This window comes from Longimicrobium sp. (assembly GCA_036389795.1).
Taxonomy (GTDB): domain Bacteria; phylum Gemmatimonadota; class Gemmatimonadetes; order Longimicrobiales; family Longimicrobiaceae; genus Longimicrobium.
Window position 1 is genome coordinate 1 of the sequence record DASVWD010000079.1, and the last position, 18,159, is coordinate 18,159.

At 70.5% G+C, this 18,159-nt stretch carries 11 protein-coding genes and 1 tRNA gene; 8 read left to right on the forward strand and 4 right to left on the reverse strand.

What is annotated here, in order from left to right:
- Positions 1-233 precede the first annotated feature (233 nt).
- The 4 genes from VF746_10325 to VF746_10340 form a co-directional block, all read right to left on the reverse strand.
- Entirely contained in the window at positions 234-416 is a 183-nt protein-coding gene (locus VF746_10325) for a hypothetical protein (GenBank protein HEX8692807.1), read from the reverse strand.
- A gap of 205 nt (positions 417-621) precedes the next feature.
- Positions 622-2,625, reverse strand: a complete 2,004-nt coding sequence (locus VF746_10330; protein HEX8692808.1) for a prolyl oligopeptidase family serine peptidase — start codon at positions 2,623-2,625, stop codon at positions 622-624.
- Between the two features lie 203 nt (positions 2,626-2,828).
- Positions 2,829-5,663 carry a polyphosphate kinase 1 gene (gene ppk1 / locus VF746_10335; protein ID HEX8692809.1) on the reverse strand — a complete coding sequence of 945 codons (2,835 nt, stop codon included), beginning with the start codon at positions 5,661-5,663 and terminating at the stop codon, positions 2,829-2,831.
- Between the two features lie 245 nt (positions 5,664-5,908).
- Positions 5,909-6,793, reverse strand: a complete 885-nt coding sequence (locus VF746_10340; GenBank protein HEX8692810.1) for a hypothetical protein — start codon at positions 6,791-6,793, stop codon at positions 5,909-5,911.
- A gap of 308 nt (positions 6,794-7,101) precedes the next feature.
- On the opposite strand from VF746_10340, the gene VF746_10345 reads away from it, so the two are divergent.
- The 8 genes from VF746_10345 (at position 7,102) to VF746_10380 (ending at position 18,139) form a co-directional block, all read left to right on the forward strand.
- Positions 7,102-8,049, forward strand: coding sequence for a DUF1684 domain-containing protein (locus tag VF746_10345; protein HEX8692811.1), 948 nt, complete (start codon positions 7,102-7,104; stop codon positions 8,047-8,049).
- Between the two features lie 238 nt (positions 8,050-8,287).
- Positions 8,288-8,360, forward strand: a tRNA-Lys gene (locus tag VF746_10350).
- Positions 8,361-8,649: 289 nt separating this feature from the next.
- Positions 8,650-9,489 carry an SH3 domain-containing protein gene (locus tag VF746_10355; GenBank protein ID HEX8692812.1) on the forward strand — a complete coding sequence of 280 codons (840 nt, stop codon included), beginning with the start codon at positions 8,650-8,652 and terminating at the stop codon, positions 9,487-9,489.
- Positions 9,490-9,734: 245 nt separating this feature from the next.
- Positions 9,735-10,907, forward strand: a complete 1,173-nt coding sequence (locus tag VF746_10360) for an ArsA family ATPase (GenBank protein ID HEX8692813.1) — start codon at positions 9,735-9,737, stop codon at positions 10,905-10,907.
- A gap of 141 nt (positions 10,908-11,048) precedes the next feature.
- Positions 11,049-12,587 (forward strand): hydroxymethylglutaryl-CoA reductase, encoded by a 1,539-nt coding sequence (locus VF746_10365; GenBank protein HEX8692814.1) that lies wholly within the window; start codon positions 11,049-11,051, stop codon positions 12,585-12,587.
- 137 nt (positions 12,588-12,724) lie between these two features.
- Positions 12,725-14,500: a long-chain fatty acid--CoA ligase gene (locus VF746_10370; protein ID HEX8692815.1), complete on the forward strand. Its 1,776-nt coding sequence runs from the start codon at positions 12,725-12,727 to the stop codon at positions 14,498-14,500.
- A gap of 223 nt (positions 14,501-14,723) precedes the next feature.
- Positions 14,724-16,727, forward strand: coding sequence for an AarF/UbiB family protein (locus tag VF746_10375; GenBank protein ID HEX8692816.1), 2,004 nt, complete (start codon positions 14,724-14,726; stop codon positions 16,725-16,727).
- On the forward strand, positions 16,724-18,139 hold the full coding sequence (locus tag VF746_10380) for a 1-acyl-sn-glycerol-3-phosphate acyltransferase (protein HEX8692817.1): 1,416 nt from the start codon (positions 16,724-16,726) through the stop codon (positions 18,137-18,139). The genes VF746_10375 and VF746_10380 overlap by 4 nt, the downstream gene beginning before the upstream one ends.
- Positions 18,140-18,159: the final 20 nt, after the last annotated feature.

Genomic DNA, 18,159 nt, shown 5'->3' on the forward strand with positions numbered 1-18,159 from the left:
CGCCGCGACGCAGGGGATCATCGCGGCGAGCCGCGCCGCGCGCGGGCGGGAGAGCGGCGGGGAGGGGGAGGCGCTGGTGGTCATCGCGTCGGGAGAAGTGAGGGGGAACGGCGTCGCGAAGGAGGATTGGATAACAGGATACGCCTGTTCCAGGCAACAGACGAGGGGCCGGCGGGGATCGCCGGCCCCTCGATCGAGGCCGTTGCCGGGTCGAAACGGCGGGCCGCTTCCGCCTACTGCAGCGGGGGCGGCGGGCAGTAGACGGCCAGGTACGACGCTCCCGTGGTGCAGCCGCAGGAGGCGTACGGGGGCGTGGGCGCCAGGTACGCCTGCACCGTGCCGGCCTCCTGCGCGCCGGCGGCGGTGGAGAACGACTCCACGGCCAGCGTCTCGACGTCGAGCTTCAGCTTCTTCATGGCGCCTCTCCTGGAATGTGCGGATTGCTCCGGTGATGTGGAAGATGGATGATCCATACTATACCGGACGCAATTCACCTGCAAGTAGGCCTGCAGGCCCCGGCGAGAGGACCACAAGGCGCCGTGGGAGTGCCCGGGGTGGAAACGCCGAAGCGCGGTGGGAGAGGGGCGCGAGGCCTCCCTCCCGCCGCGCTTCGCGGGACGGTCAGCGGGTCGACGGGTTCGGAGCCGGCGCCGGGGCGGGGGCGGGCTGGCCGAGCAGGAACTGCCGCACGAACATCACCGTGGCGTAGAACTGGTAGTCGGCGTTGTTCTTCTTGCGGAAGCCGTGGCCCTCGTCGCGCGCCATCAGGTACCACACGGGGCTGCCGTTCTGCCGCACGCGCGCCACCATCTGCTCGGCCTCGGTGCGGGGCACGCGCGGGTCGTTGCCGCCCTGCACCACGAAGAGCGGCTTGCTGATCTTCTGCGCATTGTTCAGGGGCGCCGTGGTCTCGAAGAAGCGCGCCATGGCCGGGTCGCGCTCGTCGCCGTACTCCACGCGGCGCAGGTCGCGGCGGTAGCTCTCGGTGTTCTTCAGGAAGGTGTTGAAGTTGGAGATCCCCACCACGTCCAGCGCGCAGCAGATGCGGTCGTTGTACTCGGTGGCCACCGCCAGCGTCATGAAGCCGCCGTAGCTGCCGCCGGTCACCATCACCTTCGACGCGTCGAGCTCCGGCTGCCGCGCGATCCAGTCCAGCAGCGAGCCGATGTCCTTGACGCTGTCGTAGCGCCGCATCCCGTTGTCGAGCTTCACGAACGTCTTCCCGTAGCCCGTGGAGCCGCGGACGTTGGGGTAGATGATGGCCACCCCCAGCTCGTTCAGGAAGTAGTTGTTGCGCCCCTGGAAGCCGGGCCGCGACTGCCCCTCGGGGCCGCCGTGGATGTTGATGATCACGGGCCGCTTCCCCGTGAAGCGCGCCGGCGGCCGGTAGTAGAAGCCGGTGATCTCGCGCCCGTCGAAGCTGTTCCAGCGGATGAGGGAGGGCTCCACCAGGTCGCTCGCCACCAGCCCGCCCAGCTCGCTCTCGGTCCAGCGGGTGACCTGCCCCGTCTGCGCGTCCAGCGAGTACACGTCCGAGGTGGAGCGCGCCGAGCCGAGCGAGAAGCCCAGCTCGCGCGAGTTGTTGTGCCACTGCAGCCCGCCGATCGATCCCGCGGGCACCCCCTGCACCGGGCGGTGGCGGCGCGAGGCCACGTCGTACAGGTACAGCTTTCCGATCCCCGCCTCGTTGGTGACGAAGGCGATCGTCTTCCCGTCGGGCGACAGGTCGAGCCCGTCGACGTCCCAGGGGATGTCGGTCACCAGCGGCGTGACGCGCTTCGTGGCCAGGTCCAGGTAGGCCAGGCGCGCGAACTCGGAGCCCTCGTCGGTGGTGATGAAGAGCCCGCGCCCGTCGGCGCTGAACTCGGCGCCGCCGTAGGCCACGCTGTCGGCCGGGTCGTTAAGCGGGGTGCGCTGCCCCGTGGCCGCGTCCACCAGGAAGAGGTTGACCTTGTTGACCGAGAGGTACTCCGCCACCGCCAGCTTCGAGTCGTCGGGACTCCAGTCGGCCACGCCCCAGCCGCCGCCCGACACCTGCATCAGCAGGCGGTCGCTCTTCGGGTCGGCGGGGTTCATCACGTAGAGGTCGCGGTCGGCGCCGTTGCGCCGGGTGGAGCCGTAGGCGATGCGGTCGCCGCGGGTGCTCCACTCCCAGCCGCCGTTCTGCGAGCGCCCGCCATCGGTGAGCAGCGTCGCGCGCCCGTCGGCCAGGTCGTAGCGGTAGATCTGGCCGAACTCGTTGCCGCCCACGTCGCGGGTGAAGATGAAGTAGCGCCCCTCGGTGGGCTCGTAGCTCGCGCCGCCCACCGGCTCGTCGAAGAAGGTGAGCTGCGTGCGCGCGCCCAGCGGCATCTTCACGTGGTGGACCTGGCTGGTGTTGCCGAAGCGGGTGCCGATCAGGATCTCGCGCCGCGTGGGGTGCCAGTCGGCGAGCCCGGCGCTGCGCGACTCGGTGTAGCGGCGCACCTCGGCCACCAGCGATGCGGGGATGGGGGGGATGCCTTCCACCACCAGGTTGTCGGTGGGCGCCAGGACCTGCGGCTGCTGCGGCTGCTGCGCGGCCAGCGGCGCCGGGAGCGCCAGCGCCGCGGCCAGGACCGCCAGTGTGGGACGACGGGTGAACATGCGTGCCTCCGGGGACGGTGAACCAGAATGCGAAGAAACCGCCTGCAGGCGAGCCGCGCGGGCCGGTCGGTCGCTGCCGATGCCGGTCCGCGTCGCCGTGTATTCCGTATACCGGGGATGATATTCCCGCCGGGGAGGCGGCACAAGCAGTGGATTCTGATTCTACGACAAAAGGCATTCGTTTTGGAGACGCACTCCGCGGGTCAGCTCGCCGGCGGGAGGACGGAGCCCGTGGTGGCCGCGGCCGGGGGATCGACGAAGAAGATGTACATCACCAGGAAGAGCAGCACCCCCGTCACCAGCCCCACCAGGAACACGTTGTACGCGGCGCGCAGGTAGCGGAACTTGCGGTCCAGCACCGTCCCCAGCCCGTAGATGTCGCGCGCCATGCTGCGGTACAGGCGCCCCGGGTCCTGCATCAGCTCCTCGACGCCCTCCTCGTACTCCTGGGGGTTGAGCGACACGAAGCTGCCGAAGAAGAGCAGGTTGGGCTTGGGGCGCTCGCCCGTGGCCGCGGGCACGTTGGTGCTCACGCGCGGCCGCGCCGCCAGCACCGCGAACGACAGCGACACCACGCCGCTCAGCAGCACCACCGACAGCGGGATCAGCAGCATCCGGTCGACCGCGACCTTCCCGGAGCTGGCCGCCAGGAAGATCGAGATCATCAGCCCGTTGATGCTGATCATGATGTTGGCCTTGCTGTCGGCGAGCGAGGCCAGGTCGGTGTGCATCCGGTACGAGGTGCGGAACATCGTCTCCACGCCCCGCTCGGCCTGCTTGGCCTTGTCCTTCTGCAGCTCCTTCTCGCGCTCCCTCTCCTTCTCCCTGTCTTTCTTCCCCTTCTTCCTCTCCTCCTCGGCCGGGCCGGCCAGCGCGGCGGTGAGGGTGGGCGTCTCGTCGGACATGGGCTGGTTCCTGGGCTGGGGGGTGGTCGCCGCGCGCGGGGTCCGCGCCTGGATCGTGTCCGATACGGCCGCCGCCGCCGGGGCGGGGGCGGGGAGCGCCTGCAGCAGGCGGTAGGTCTCGAGCTGGGCGCGCACGGCGGGCTCGCCGCGGGGGACGTACTCGTTGCGCAGCCCCGGGTCGAGGATGCGCGCCTTGCGGTTGTCGGCGAGCTGCAGGTCGAGCAGCGCGAAGACCTCGCGGCGCACCTCGGGGTCGTACAGCGGGAACGCCACCTCCACGCGGCGGCTCAGGTTGCGCGTCATCCAGTCGGCCGAGGCCAGGTAGCAGTGGTCGCGCCCGCCGTCGTGGAAGACGAAGACGCGCGCGTGCTCCAGGAAGCGGTCCACCAGGCTGCGCGCGCGGATGTTCTCGCTCACCCCCGGCACCCCCGGCGCCAGGCAGCAGATGCCGCGGATCACCAGGCCCACCTCCACCCCCGCGGCGCTCGCGCGGCAGAGGGCGTCGATCATCTCCGGGTCTTCCAGGGAGTTGACCTTGACGGTGATGCGCGCCGGGCGGCCGGCGCGGGCGTGCTCGATCTCGCGCTCGATCAGGCGGTGCAGCCCGGGACGGAGCATCGTGGGCGCCACCAGCAGGTGGTCGAGCGCGGGGAGCGGCGCCTCGCCGGCCAGGTGGCGGAAGACCAGGTGCGCCTCGCGCGCGATCTCGGAGTGCGCGGTCATCAGCGCGTGGTCGGCGTAGATCTTCGCCGTGCGCTCGTTGAAGTTGCCGGTGGAGAGCAGCGCGTAGCGCCGGAGCCCCTCTCCCTCGCGGCGGACGACCAGGACGAGCTTGGCGTGCACCTTGAGCCCGGGGAGCCCGTGGATCACCCGCACGCCGGCGGCCTCCAGGCGGGCGGCCCACTCCAGGTTGGCGGCCTCGTCGAAGCGCGCCTGCACCTCGACGACGGCCGTGACCCGCTTGCCGCGCCCGGCGGCCTCCACCAGCGACTGCACCACGGCGGAGTTCGGCGCGGCGCGGTAGAGGGTGATCCACATCTCCTCCACCGCCGGGTCGGCGGCGGCCTCGGCCAGGAAGCGCAGGACCGGCTCGTACGACTGGTAGGGGAAGTGGAGGACGCGGTCGCGCTCGGCCACGGCGGCCAGGATCGACGGCGCGCCTTCCAGCGCGGGGTGCGGCAGCGGCGGGAGCGGCTCGGCCGCCAGGTCGTCGCGCCCGAAGCGGGGGAAGGCGTGCAGGTCGTGCAGGTTGTGGTATCTGCCGCCCACCACCAGCTCGTCTTCCGAGAGCCCGAAGCGCCGCTGCAGGAAGGCGAGCGCGGCGGGCGGGGCGGCGGGATCGTACAGCAGGCGGCAGGGGAGCCCGGTCTCGCGCCGCCCCAGGCTGTGCCGCACGGCGTCGGCGATGGAGCGCGCCGGGCCCTCGTGCACGTACAGCTCGGCGTCGCGCGAGAGCTTGACGGCCCAGGCGCGCCCCGGGCGGCGGCCGGGGAAGAGGTCGCCCAGGTGCAGGCGGACGGCGTCGTCCAGGAACATCACGCACTGCGACCCGTCTTCCGCGGGCGGGAGGGTGACGAAGCGCTCGCCCCCGCCCGGGACCTCCACCATCCCGTATCCGGCCGCCCCGCCCTTCCCGTCGGCGGACGCGGGGAAGAGCTCGGCCACCAGGTAGACGGCGCGGTCGCGCAGGAAGGGCGCCTCGCCGGCCTCGTCCAGCACGGCGGGCGAGAGCTTAGGCGCCACCTCGGAGCGGAACCAGCCGGCGAGCCACTCGCGCTGGGCAGGGCCCGCGCCGGTCTCGTCCACCAGGCGGATGCCGTGGCGGCGCAGCTCGGGGAGCACCTCTTCGCGCAGCGTTCGGCCGAACTCGGTCTGGTAGCGCACCGAGGCCCGGCGGATGCGGCGCAGCAGGGCGGCGGGGCCGCGCTCCTCGGGGTGGCGGCGCACGTGCTCGCGCAGCGCGGCCACGCGCACGCGGAAGAACTCGTCCAGGTTCGACGAGAAGATCGCCAGGAAGCTCAGCCGGTCGAAGACGGGGACGGCGGGGTCCTTGGCCTCCTGCAGCACCCGGTGGTTGAAGGCGAGCCAGCTCAGGTCGCGGTTCAGGCGGGGCGTGGCCTGCTTGGGTCGCATGCGGCTGGCTCCGGGTGGGTTCGTCGGTGCGGCGGAGGGACGGTCGCGACGCCTGGACAACGTGAGCTGCGCCCGACGGGCCGGGAGGGGGGAGCGCTCGTCTGTCGTCATGGGGAAGTGCGCGGCGCGCGGGAAGGACCGCGGCGGACGGCTGGGAGGCCGGGCGCAGGGGCGGCCCGGATCGTCCTCCTCGCCATCGGTTTCCACTATATCCGCCGCCACCGCTCCGGGCAAGTCGGCGGGCCTCACGCACTTGGCGCGGTTCGCCCGCGTCCCCGAGGGCGTCTGCGAGCCCGCGTCCCGGTCCCGTCGCCCCGCAGCGCCGCCGCGCGGAGCCGTCGAGGCGGCGTCCCGCCGGGCGAGGCGCCGAAGCGGCGGGCGCCCGCGGGCTCGGGGTCGATGTTCCGGATGCGGTCGTACCCGACCTCGTGGCGCACGAACCTCAGCAGCGCATTCGCCGGGTAGCGGCGGGCCAGCTCCGGGTGACGCCGGGCCCAGGCGAGGAGCGGCTCGAACGCCCTCGCGGCGGAAGCCTCGAGTTCCTCCTCGGTGGGGAGGAGGTCCAGCAGCGCGAAGTACTCGTCGATGCCGAGCAGCAGCGGATCGGCGCCGTCCTCCGAGTAGCGTTTGGCCTCGGCGCGCTGCGGGTACGGCCCCGAATAGGGATTGAAGACGTCGAAGGTGGGGAGGCCGTCCACCCAGTGCGCCGGGTCGCGCAGCATGGCGGTGAAGAGGCCGCGCGTGCCGGGCTCCGCCCAGTGGGGGTTTCCGACCCAGGGCTCGGTCCGGCAGTCCGCTCCGTAGCCCCAGGGGACGAGCACCGCGCGCGAGACTCGCCCGCCCAAGCGGGCCGCGGCGAGCCCGCCGAGGCGCTCCACCTCCACGACCTGCCCGCGGATTATGGGCCTGGGGAGAGGGTTTGGCACTCCGGGCCGCTGCTCCCACCGGTACGTCACCGCGCCCGCCCCGGCCTCGAGCGTCTCGGCCGTGGCGGTGGCGATCAAGTGCGCCCCGCGCGGATGGCGCACGATGGGGAAGTCGGACAGCGAGCAGGCGCGCGCGGGCTCGGCGGCCAGCAGCAGCGCGGCCGCGACGGCGGCGGGAAGCGGCGGGCGAAAGAGGTTCTGCATGATCGTGGGGGAGCTGAAGGGGGACGAGCTCGGCCGACCGAAAGCTCGCGCGCGCGGGGACGGAGCGCCAGTGCCACGTTGACGCCGCGCGCCGGACCTGCTACCGTCGTAGGCATGGACTCGCGTCTCTCCCACCGCCCACTCCGCGCCCCGCGCGTGTCGTGTTGTCCCGCGCCCTTTCCGCGGCGGCGGGTGCCCCGGCGATGTAGGTAAGCGCGCTCCCTGTGTTCGTGCGACTCCGCCCGCGGCCCCGGCCTCGCGGGCGTTTTTCGTCGATCCACTGCGCTTCACCTCGACTCGTCCCGACCATGCCGCACACCGCGTCCATCACGACCGGCCCGCGCGCCCGCCGCGCCGCTCATCTCGCCCTCTGCCTCCTCGCCGCCGCCGGCTGCCGACCCGCGGAGCCGCCGCCCCTGCCGGTCGACGAGGCCGCCTACCGTGCGGCGATCGACAGCTTCAAGGCAGGCCGCATCGAGAACGTGAACGGGCCCGACGGCTGGAACACGCTCGTGGGCCTCTTCTGGCTCCGCCCGGGGGCGAACCGCGTGGGGAGCGACCCGGCGGCCGAGGTGCGGCTCCCCGCCGACCGCGCGCCGGGCGAGCTGGGCACGCTGTTCGTCGAGGGGGGCTCGGCGCGCTTCGTGGCCGCCCCCGGCGCGGAGGTCGCCAGCGACGGCAGGCCGGTGCGCGAGCTCGCCCTGCGCTCCGATGCGGACGGCGCGCCCACCGTCCTCGCGCACGGATCGCTCACCCTGCGCGTGATCCGGCGCGGCGGCTGGCTGGCGCTGCGGGTGAAGGACAGCGAGCACCCCGCGCGCGCGACGTTCGCGGGCCTGCGCTACTTCCCGCTCGACACGGCGTGGCGCATCCGCGGTCGCTTCCGCCGCGCCGCCGCGATGGACTCGGTGGAGATCGTCAACATCCTGGGGATGGTGGAGAAGCAGCCGACGCCGGGCGTGATCGAGTTCGAGGTCGGCGGCCGCCGCCACACCCTGCGCCCCGTGCTGGAGGGCGACGACCCGACGCTGTTCGTCATGTTCAAGGACGCGACGAACCGCTCGGAGACGTACGGCGCCGGGCGCTACGTCTACGTGGAGCCGCCCGACTCGCTGGGGCGCGTGCTGCTGGACTTCAACCGGGCGTACAACCCGCCGTGCGCTTTCACGGCGTTCGCCACCTGCCCGCTGCCGCCGCCCGAAAACCACCTGCCGCTGCGCGTGGCCGCGGGCGAGCTGCGTCCGTCCGCGCACTGACCGATCGCGATCAGTGCTGTCATTCTGAGGCCCGGGCACACCGAACCAGCCTCCGGACGGATCGTCGCAGGGCCGAAGAATCTTCTCACCCTGCCAGGTAGGTCGGGCGCGGCAGCGGCACGGATGCCCGCCAGGAACGATTTTCTTGATTGCCTGTTGCTTGACCGGAATCAGGATCAGCGCGCGCTTCCGATCTGCTTGAGGAGGTCCGTGAATCCGATTATCTTCAACGGCTTGCGCGCCGGTAGCTCAGTCGGTAGAGCAGCGGACTTTTAATCCGTTGGCCGTGGGTTCGAGTCCCACCCGGCGCATTCTCGTAAGCCACACCAAGCACTTGGCTGCTGGACTCTGTTGTCGTTCCCTCGATGAATGCGTCTCAACCCTGGCCTGCTGATCATCTCCTTTTCCTACTATCATGCGTCGTCATAACAAGGAATAATGACTCTCGTCTGTGATAAATGCGGTGCGGGCATCCCCGAGGGTGCGCGCTTCTGTCCGTCGTGCGCCGATCCCGTGACGCAGGCGGATTACGTGTCGGCGCGGCCTGTTCTCGCGACGGAGAGGGTGCAGCTGGTCTGTCCAAGATGCCGGACGCAGGCGGTGTACGTGGTCGGCGGAGACGGGTCAGCGGCTCTGACGTGCTCAGGCTGCGGCCAGCCGTTCGCCACGCGCGTGGTGCGGATCCGCTCGAAGAACTCGCGAGGGAACAAGAAGGCCAGCACTCGTGACTTCACCGTACGCGCACTCGACCTGGCGGGGCGGGACGAGTTGTTCCAGTTCCAGTCGTATGGATGGAACGACTTCGAGCTGAAGTCCAAGGACCTGGCTGCGTTCAATTATGCGGACGGCAGGTTGCGCGGTGTTCAGAATCTCACTCTCGGCCGCTTCCTCGACCTCACCCCACCCAAATCGTACCTGGGCGTAGGATGCCTCATCGTGGGACTCATCCTGCTGGGGCTGTTCATGGCCCTCTGCTCCGCGATCGAATCCGTCTCGGATGCCGGGTCACGAACGGAAGCCGGAAGTCCGGTCTACCCGGCGGCTGATCTTCCGCAAACCGCTCCCCCCACGGCGGAAACGTTCTACATCCACGGCGAATTGAACGTGCGTACCGCTCCGAACCGGAACGCCGCTCTCGTTCGGACTCTTGGCTACGGCGAGCAGGTGCGGCTCGGGCCCAAGGACTCCAACGGATGGGCTCCGGCTTACGATGTGAGCGGCGCGCAGGAGGGATACGTCTACCGTGCGAGTGAGCTGGTGCGCTCAACTCCTCCTTCGCAGCGTCGGCGGTCGGTGTCCGGCGGCTCCGGTTCGTCCAGCACCAGTTCGCGCCGGAGCAGCGCTGAGTCGCGAGGCTACTACACAGGTCCGCGGGGTGGTTGCTACACGTATTCGGCGAGCGGGCGGAAGCGGTACGTGGACCGGTCCTACTGTAACTGATCCGTTGGCTGTGGGTTCGAGTCCACACGGCCCGTGATCCCCAGGCTGCGCGAAACGCGCGGCCTGGGGATTTTTCGCCCGGTTGCGGGTGATGACGCGGCGTGTCGTTCATTTGCCCTCCATAACGCAGTGCGTTATTTTACGGAGCACTCAGGGCCGCGCGGCCACGCTGCCGCGGGGGTTCTTCCCCTGGATGGGCACGAAGCGCGGACCGGCGTTCGCCGGCGCCCGAAAGGAAGATCGAGATGGCCACACGGATCCTGCTGTTCACCGGCAAGGGCGGAGTGGGGAAGACCACCTGCGCGGCCGCGACCGCCCTGCGCGCGGCGGAGATGGGGTACCGCACGCTGGTGCTCTCGGCCGACCCGGCGCACTCCCTGGCCGACGCGCTCGACCGCAGGCTGGGGCCCGAGCCCGAGCCGGTTGTCCCCAACCTGTGGGCCCAGGAGGTCGATCTCTACTACTCGATGAAGAAGTACTGGGGGAACATGCGCGAGCTGATGCTCACCGTGTTCCGCTGGCAGGGGGTCGACGCCGTCGCCGCCGAGGAGATGGCGGCGCTGCCGGGGATGAACGAGGGCTCGGTGCTGCTGTGGCTGGAGCAGTTCCACCGCTCGGGCGACTACGACGTGATCGTGGTCGACAGCGCGCCCACCGGCGAGACGCTCACCCTGCTCACCCTCCCCCAGGCCACGCAGTGGTGGATGCAGAAGGCCTTCCCCTTCCAGAAGGCGGCGATCAAGACCGCCGGCTTCGCGCTGCGCAAGACCACCGGCATCCCGCTCGACAGGGGCTACGAGGAGCTGAACCGGCTCTTCGACAGGCTGCGCTCGATCCAGGACGTGCTGGGCAACAGCGACGTCAGTTCGGTGCGCCTGGTCTGCAACCCCGAGAAGATGGTGATCGAGGAGGCCAGGCGCGCCTACACCTACCTCCAGCTCTACGGCTACGGCGTCGACGCGGTCATCGTGAACCGCGTGCTCCCCGAGGAGGGGACCGGCCGCGTGCTGGCGCCGTACGTGAAGGCGCAGACGAAGTACCTGGACGAGATCGAGCGCTCCTTCGCGCCGCTGCCGATCCTGCGCGTGCCCCACGGCGGGCGGGAGGTGTTCGGCCTCGACCTGCTGCGCGAGATCGGCCGGACGCTGTACGGCGACGGCGATCCGACCGCGCTGATGTACAGCGGCCAGACCTACCGCGTGAGCGCCGAGGGCGAGGAGTACGTGCTGGAGCTCAGGCTCCCCTTCGCGCACGAGGGCGAGGTCTCGGCCCGCCACGCGGGCGACCAGCTCGTGATCCAGCTCGCCAACCAGCGCCGCAACTACCTGTTGCCCCGCTTCCTCGCCTACTATACTCTGGGGGACGCCCGCGTACGGAACGGCTGGCTGCGCGCGAGGTTCGCGCAGGCCCCGGCCTGATCGCGGCGGGTCCCCGGCGCGCGCCCGGGGACCCGATCGCGATGCAGCCGCGGAAAGCGAAGCGGCCGTGCCTCCCCGGGCACGGCCGCCTTTCCGCCCCTTCGCTCCACCTCTGCCCCAATCCGCCCCGGAGGCCCGCCGATGTTCGTCCCGAGCCTGTTGCTCAAGCAGCTCTACACGTTCGGCTCCCTGAAGAACTCCGAAGAAGGGGTGCAGTTCTCCATCAAGAACCGCCTGAGCGACGCCACGGTCACGGGCTTACGGGGGATCCGCATCAACGGCCAGGAGGTCCCGCTGCACGACGTGGAGGTGCGCCTCGACGACACCGTGCTGCAGTCGCACCAGATCACCCCGGGGCAGCCGCTCGCCTTTCCGCTCCGCCGCACGCTGCAGATCGTGGCGAAGCGCCCCGCGCTTCCGCTGGGCAAGCACGACATCGAGCTGGCCTTCGAGGCGAAGCCGTTCGGCAGGCTCAGGCTGCAGGTGCAGGACGCCATCGCCGAGGCCGCGCCCGACCGCAGGAAGATCCCGCGCGACGAGAGCGACGACTACGCCGACGGGGCCATCCGCCGCCGCCAGGCTTTCGTGGAGGAGTTCACGGGGGCGAAGCTGCACCACGGCACGCAGTACTCGTTCGACGCCCACCTGCTCAAGGGCAACTGCGAGCACTTCACCGGCGTGGCGCAGATCCCGGTGGGCTTCGCGGGGCCGCTCACCATCCACGGCGAGCACGCGCAGGGCGAGTTCCTGATCCCCCTGGCGACGACCGAAGGAACGCTCGTCGCGAGCTACAACCGCGGCATCCAGGTGCTGAACGCGTGCGGCGGGGTGAAGGTCACCGTCGTCGGCGACGCCATGCAGCGCGCGCCGGTGTTCGTGTTCGACGACGCGCGGCAGGGGAGGGACTTCGTGGAGTGGGTGCAGACGAACCACGCCAAGATCGCGGCCGAGGCCGAGGCCACTTCCAGCGTGGCGAAGCTGAAGTACATCGACCACTACCTGGCCAACAAGTTCGTCTACCTGCGCTTCAACTACCACACGGGCGACGCGGCGGGGCAGAACATGGTGGGCCGCGCCACCTTCGCCGCCTGCTCGTGGATCCTGGACCAGTACCCGGGCGTGAAGCACTTCTACCTGGAATCGAACTTCGCCACCGACAAGAAGGCGTCGCAGATCAACATCATGCGCACGCGCGGCAAGCGGGTGACGGCCGAGGCGGTGGTCAAGCGCGACGTGCTGGTGCAGCGGATGCGCGTGGAGCCCGAGAGCCTGGCGTACCACTACGGCGTCGCCAACATCGGCGCCATCCTCTCCGGCGCCAACAACAACGGCCTGCACTCGGCCAACGCCATCACCGCCATGTTCATCGCCACCGGGCAGGACGTGGCGAACGTGGCCGAGTCGAGCGCCGGCGTGATGTACTGCGAGCTGACCCCGGAGCGCGACCTGTACCTCTCCATCACCATCCCCTCGCTGATCGTGGCCACCTACGGCGGCGGTACGGGGCTCCCCACGCAGCGCGAGTACCTGGAGGTGCTGGGGTGCTGGGGGAAGGGGAAGGTGAACCGGCTGGCCGAGATCGTGGCCGGCGTGGTCCTGGCGGGCGAGCTCTCCCTCGCCTCGGCGATCTCGTCGTCGGACTGGGTCTCGAGCCACGAGCAGTACGGACGGAACAGATAGTCCTGAGTCCTGAGTGCTTAGTGTTTTAATCCTTAGTCCTTCAGCGCTTCGGAGCGGCTTCAGGATGGACGCACTAAAGCACTAAGGACTAAGCACTAAGGACTTCGCACTTCGCACCTCGCACTTCGCACTCGCCCATGAATCCCACCACCATCCTCGCCCTGGTCGAGCAGGGCCTGCCGAAGAACACCACCGGCACCACAATCGCCACGAAGCGGGAGGGGCGGTGGATCGAGACGCCGCGCGCGGAGTTCAAGCGGCAGGTGGAGCTCTTCGCGTACGGGCTGCGCGACCTGGGCGTCGGCCGCGGCGACCGCGTGGCGCTGCACGCCGAGAACAGCGCCGAGTGGCTGATCGCCGACCAGGCCGTCCTGTCGCTCGGCGCCGTCGTCGTCCCGATCTACACCACCCAGCCGGCCGACCAGATCCAGTACATCGTCGAGAACTCCGGGGCGGCGGTCTACATCGTCTCGTCCGAGAAGCTCCACAACGCCGTGGCGGGGGTCCTCGCCAGCTCGCCGTCGCTCCGGGCGGTGGTCGGCATCCGCGGCGCGTTCTCGGTGGGGATGCTCCCGTGGCAGGAGGTGCTGGCGCGCGGCGAGCGGCGAAAGGCGGAGGAGCCGGGCTTCTTCCAGGCCTCGCGCGCCGGGGTCACGCCCGGCGACCTGGCCACGCTCATCTACACGTCGGGGACCACGGGGACGCCCAAGGGGGTGATGCTCTCGCACTGGAACCTGGCGTCCAACGTCCTCTCGTCACTCGAGCGGATGCCGTGGGACATCGAGGGCGAGCGCGGGCAGAAGATCCTCTCCTACCTCCCGCTCTCGCACGTCTTCGAGCGGATGCTGGCGTATCTGTACCTCTACATCGGCTACCCCGTCTGGTTCGTGGAGCACTTCGAGCAGATCCTGGAAGACATGCAGACCGTCCGCCCGGTGCACTTCTCCTCGGTGCCGCGGCTCTTGGAGAAGGTGCACGCGGGGATCCACAACAAGGCCGGCCAGCTCTCGGGCGCGCAGAAGAAGATCTTCCAGTGGGGGATGGCGCTCGCCGACCGCTACGACGTGGAGAAGCCGCTCGGGCTGGCCGACCGCGTGCAGTACGCGCTGGCCGACGCGCTGGTCTACCGGAAGGTGCGCGCGCTCTTCGGCGGGAACCTGCAGGCCATCACCAGCGGCGGCGCGGCGCTGTCGAAGGAGGTGATGAACTTCATCAACGCCATCGGCGTCTTCTGCGGGCAGGGGTACGGGCTCAGCGAGACGTCGCCGGTGATCGCCGTCTACACGAAGGGGAAGCTGCGCGCGGGCTCGGTCGGCAGCCCGATCTCGGGGGTGGAGGTGAAGATCGCCGAAGACGGGGAGATCCTGGTGCGCGGGCCCAACGTGATGCAGGGCTACTTCAGGCTCCCCGAGGCCACGGCCGAGGTGATGACGGAGGACGGCTGGTTCCGCACCGGCGACATCGGCCACCTGGACGCCGACGGGCAGCTCTTCATCACCGACCGCAAGAAGGAGCTGATGAAGCTCTCCACGGGGAAGTACATCGCCCCGCAGCCGATCGAGCGGCGGCTGGCGGCGTCGCGCTTCATCGAGCAGGCGGTGGTGATCGGCAACAGCCGCCAGTTCTGCACCGCGCTGGTGGTGATCGACGTGGCGGCCATCACCAGCTGGTTCGGCGAGACGGGGACTCCCGCGCCCGAGGACGTGGCGAGCCACCCGGGCGTGAAGGAGCTGATCCAGCGCGAGATCGACGCCGTGAACGAAGACCTGCCGCCCTGGGAGCAGGTGAAGAAGTTCGCGCTGGTCAGGCGCCCGTGGAGCATCGAGACCGGCGAGCTGACGCCCACGCTCAAGATCAAGCGCCGCGTGGTGCACGAGCGGCACGCGGACGAGATCCACGCGCTGTACAAGTAGTGCGAAGTGCGAGGTGCGAAGTGCGAAGTGATTTCGTAGGGGCGAGGCATGCCTCGACCGGCGGATGTCGGCCCGTGTGCGGCAGGCAGCCACTTGCGCAGATGCTGACTATGCTCGGACTCGCATGCTCGCCCCTACGGAACACATCGCCGGGTCAGGCGCGAAGCGCGCGGACGCATCCTCAGTGATGAGGTCGTCCTCTCTTCACCACCTGTAGAGGCAAGTGCGGCGCAAGGAGGTCCCCATCCGCCCCGCTCCCGCGCACGAGGAGCCGCCCGACGACGGTCCCGCCCGGCGCGACGACGAGCTGCGCCTGGAGCTCGGGGACGACGCGGCGGACGAGGCCCCGGCGGACTCGCCGTCGCGCGACGAAGGGCCCCGCCTTGCCGCGTCCGACGACGGCGAGGCGGCGACGGCCGACGCGCCGGGAGGCGGGCGGCCGATCGTCGACCCGGAAGCGACCCTCCTGGAGCCGCGCGCCGCCGTCCCCGTCCGCGAGACGTCCACCGACGAAGCCGGGGAGGGACCTTCCCGCGCGCCCGGGCCTCCGCCCTCCGCCGCGCCGCCCCCGCCCGCGCCGCGAGCGGTGCCGTTCGTGTTCGACCCGCTGCGGCCGTACCGGGGGGTGGTGCGGCGCTTCTTCATCGTCTACCGCCACGTCCTGGGGCTGCTCGCGGGCGGCGCGGCGGCCTACGTGCGCGCGCTCCCGCGCGAGCGGCGGCACGGGCTCAAGTCGTGGTTCCCGCGGCTCACGGCGTCGGTCGTCTGGCCGTTCCTGGACCGCGACATCCGCCGCCTCCCCTTCCCGCAGCAGCTCCGGCGCCGGCTCGAGATCCTGGGGCCCACGTACATCAAGCTCGGCCAGATCATGGCCATCCGCGAGGACCTCCTCCCGCGGAGCATCACCACCGAGCTGCAGAACCTCTTCGACCGCCTCCCCGCCATCCCCTTCGCCCAGGTGCGCGAGATCATCGAGCGCAGCCTGGGGCGCCCGCTCGCGCTCAGCTTCCGCCACGTCGAAGAGCAGCCGCTGGGGTCGGCCTCCATCGCGCAGGCGCACCTGGCCGAGACGCTGGACGGCGAGCAGGTGGTGGTGAAGGTGATCAAGCCGGGCGTGCGGGAGATGATCGAGTCGGACCTGACGCTGCTGGGGATGGTGGGCGGCTTCCTCCAGTGGGTGCTCCCCCGCTACCAGCCGCGCCAGATCATCCGCGAGTTCAGCGCCTACACGCGCAAGGAGGTGGACTACACCTTCGAGGCCGACAACGCCGAGACCTTCGCCGCCAACTTCGGCGACATGCCCGACGTCGCCTTCCCGCGCATCCACCGCGCCTCGAGCGCGGCCGACGTGCTGACGATGGAGTTCATGCGCGGCTTCAAGCCCGGCTCGCCGCCCACGGAGGAGCTGACGGAGGAGGAGCGGCAGCGGGTGATCGACCTGGGGGCGGCGTCCATCATCCGCATGCTCTACCGCGACGGCTTCTTCCACGCCGACCTGCACGCCGGCAACCTGATGATCCTGCCGGGCAAGCGGGTGCGCGTGGCCTTCATCGACCTGGGGATGGTCGGCCGCTTCGAGGAGCGCACGCGCCGGCAGATGCTGTACTACTTCCACGCGCTGGTCACCGGCGACGTGGAGGGCGCCACCCGCTACCTGGCCGACATGGCCACGGTGGGGAAGGGCGGCGACCCGCAGGGCTTCCGCCGCGCCGTGGCCGACCTGGGGCGCCGCTTCGTGAACCACGCGGCGCGCGGCGACATCTCCATCGCGCAGCTGATCCTCGAGTCCGTGGGGCTCGGCGGGCGCTACCGCGTCTTCTTCCCCGTGGAGATGACGCTGATGGTGAAGGCGCTGGTGACGTTCGAGGGGGTCGGCCGCATGCTCGACCCGCAGCTGGACGTGGCCGCCGTCTCGCGCAAGCACGTCTCGAAGATCTTCCAGCAGCAGTTCGACCCTCGCCTCCTGCTGCGGCAGGTGCTGCGCGGCTCCCCCGAGCTGGTGGACATGGCGGTGCGGCTGCCGCAGCTGCTGTCGGCGGGGTTCAGGTTCGCCGACGAGACGCTCAACAACCGCTCTCCGCAGAACCCGCTGGCCGGGGTGCGCGGGAGCATCCTGGCCGCGGCCTGCATCGTGGGCGGGGTGCTGGCCGTCATCCAGGGGGCGTCGCCGCTGCTGTGGGGCGGGCTGTTCCTGGTGGCCGTCCTCCTCTCGCTCTTCGGCAGATGACGCCGCCGAAGCCCGCCCCGGCCGAGCCGCCGTTCCGCATCGACATCACGCTCGGCCCCGAGGACCTGGAGCAGCTCTGGGAGCGCTTCGACACCGAGCAGGACGAGATCCCCGCCGTCCACGCCGTCCCCGAGCTTCCGCCCGACCCCGTTCCGCACGACCCGATCGACTGGGAGTACATCCGGCAGATGGGCGCGGGGCTCGTGGGCGAGGTGGTGGACCACTACTTCCGCGCCCGGCTGATCGGCGCCGGGAAGATCCCGGAGCGCGGGCCCCTGATCGTGGCCCCCAACCACAGCGGCAACGCGTTCCCGCACGACGCGGTGGTGCTGGACCTCCTGCTCTGGCGGCACGCGGGCGGCACCCGCGCGGGGAAGTTCCGCTCGGTGTACACGCCGCAGCTCGCGGCGGTGTGGTGGATGCGCCCCTACGGGCTCGACAACTGGTGGCGGCGCGGCGGCGGGGTGGACATGACCTTCGCCAACTTCGACCGCCTGCTGGAGCGCGGCGACCGGGTGATCTACTATCCCGAAGGGGTGCCGGGGATCGGGAAGGGGTTCCTGAAGCGCTACCAGCTGCAGCACTTCCACTCCAGCTTCGTCGCCCTCGCGGCGAAGCACCGGGCGCCCGTGTGCCTGGTCTCCGTCGTCAACGCCGAGTGGGTGAACCCCACCAGCGTCACCTTCAACTGGCTGAACACCTTCTTCCGCAAGGTGGCGGGGCTGCCGTTCTTCCCCGTGCCCACGGTGTTCCTGGCGGCGCTCTTCCCCGTGGTCTTCTACCTGGCCTTTCCCTGCCGCATGGTGTTCGTGGTGGGCGACATGGTCGACGTGCGGAAGCTGCTGGAGGAGGAGGGGGAGACCGATCTCGAACATCCCCAGCGTGAGGCGGTGCTGCGCGTGGCCGAGCGGGTGCGCCGGATCGCGCAGGAGCGGCTGGACGCGGCCGTGGCCGAGCACGGGAAGAAGCCGTGGGATCTGCGGGGGTGGTGGAAGGCGATGCGGAAGCTCAAAGGCCGCTTCTGGAGCCGCACGCCGCTGGGGTGGCCGTACGCCTACATCCGCCACGACCGCGACCGGCACCGCCCGCCGGCCCGGAACGCGCTGCACGCCTTCCTCCGCGACTGGGACATCCTGTTCTACTACCTCCCGCTCGGCTGGCTGGGGATCGCGCTGGCCCGCGCGCTGCGCAGGCCCCCCTGCGGCTACCGCGGGATGACGAGGCAGGCGCGCATCGAGCGCGAGGGCTCCTTCCGCTGGACGCTCGACACCCGCCCGCTCCCGCCGCGTACAGTGCTGGAGCAAGCTTCCGCGCCTACTTACCTTCAGATGGCCGAAGACGAAGCCCGGGAGGCCGAGGCCGGCGAGTGGACGAACGCCCTGCTACGCGATGCAGCGGATGAAGGACGGTGAGTTCTGATGGTGCAGCCTCG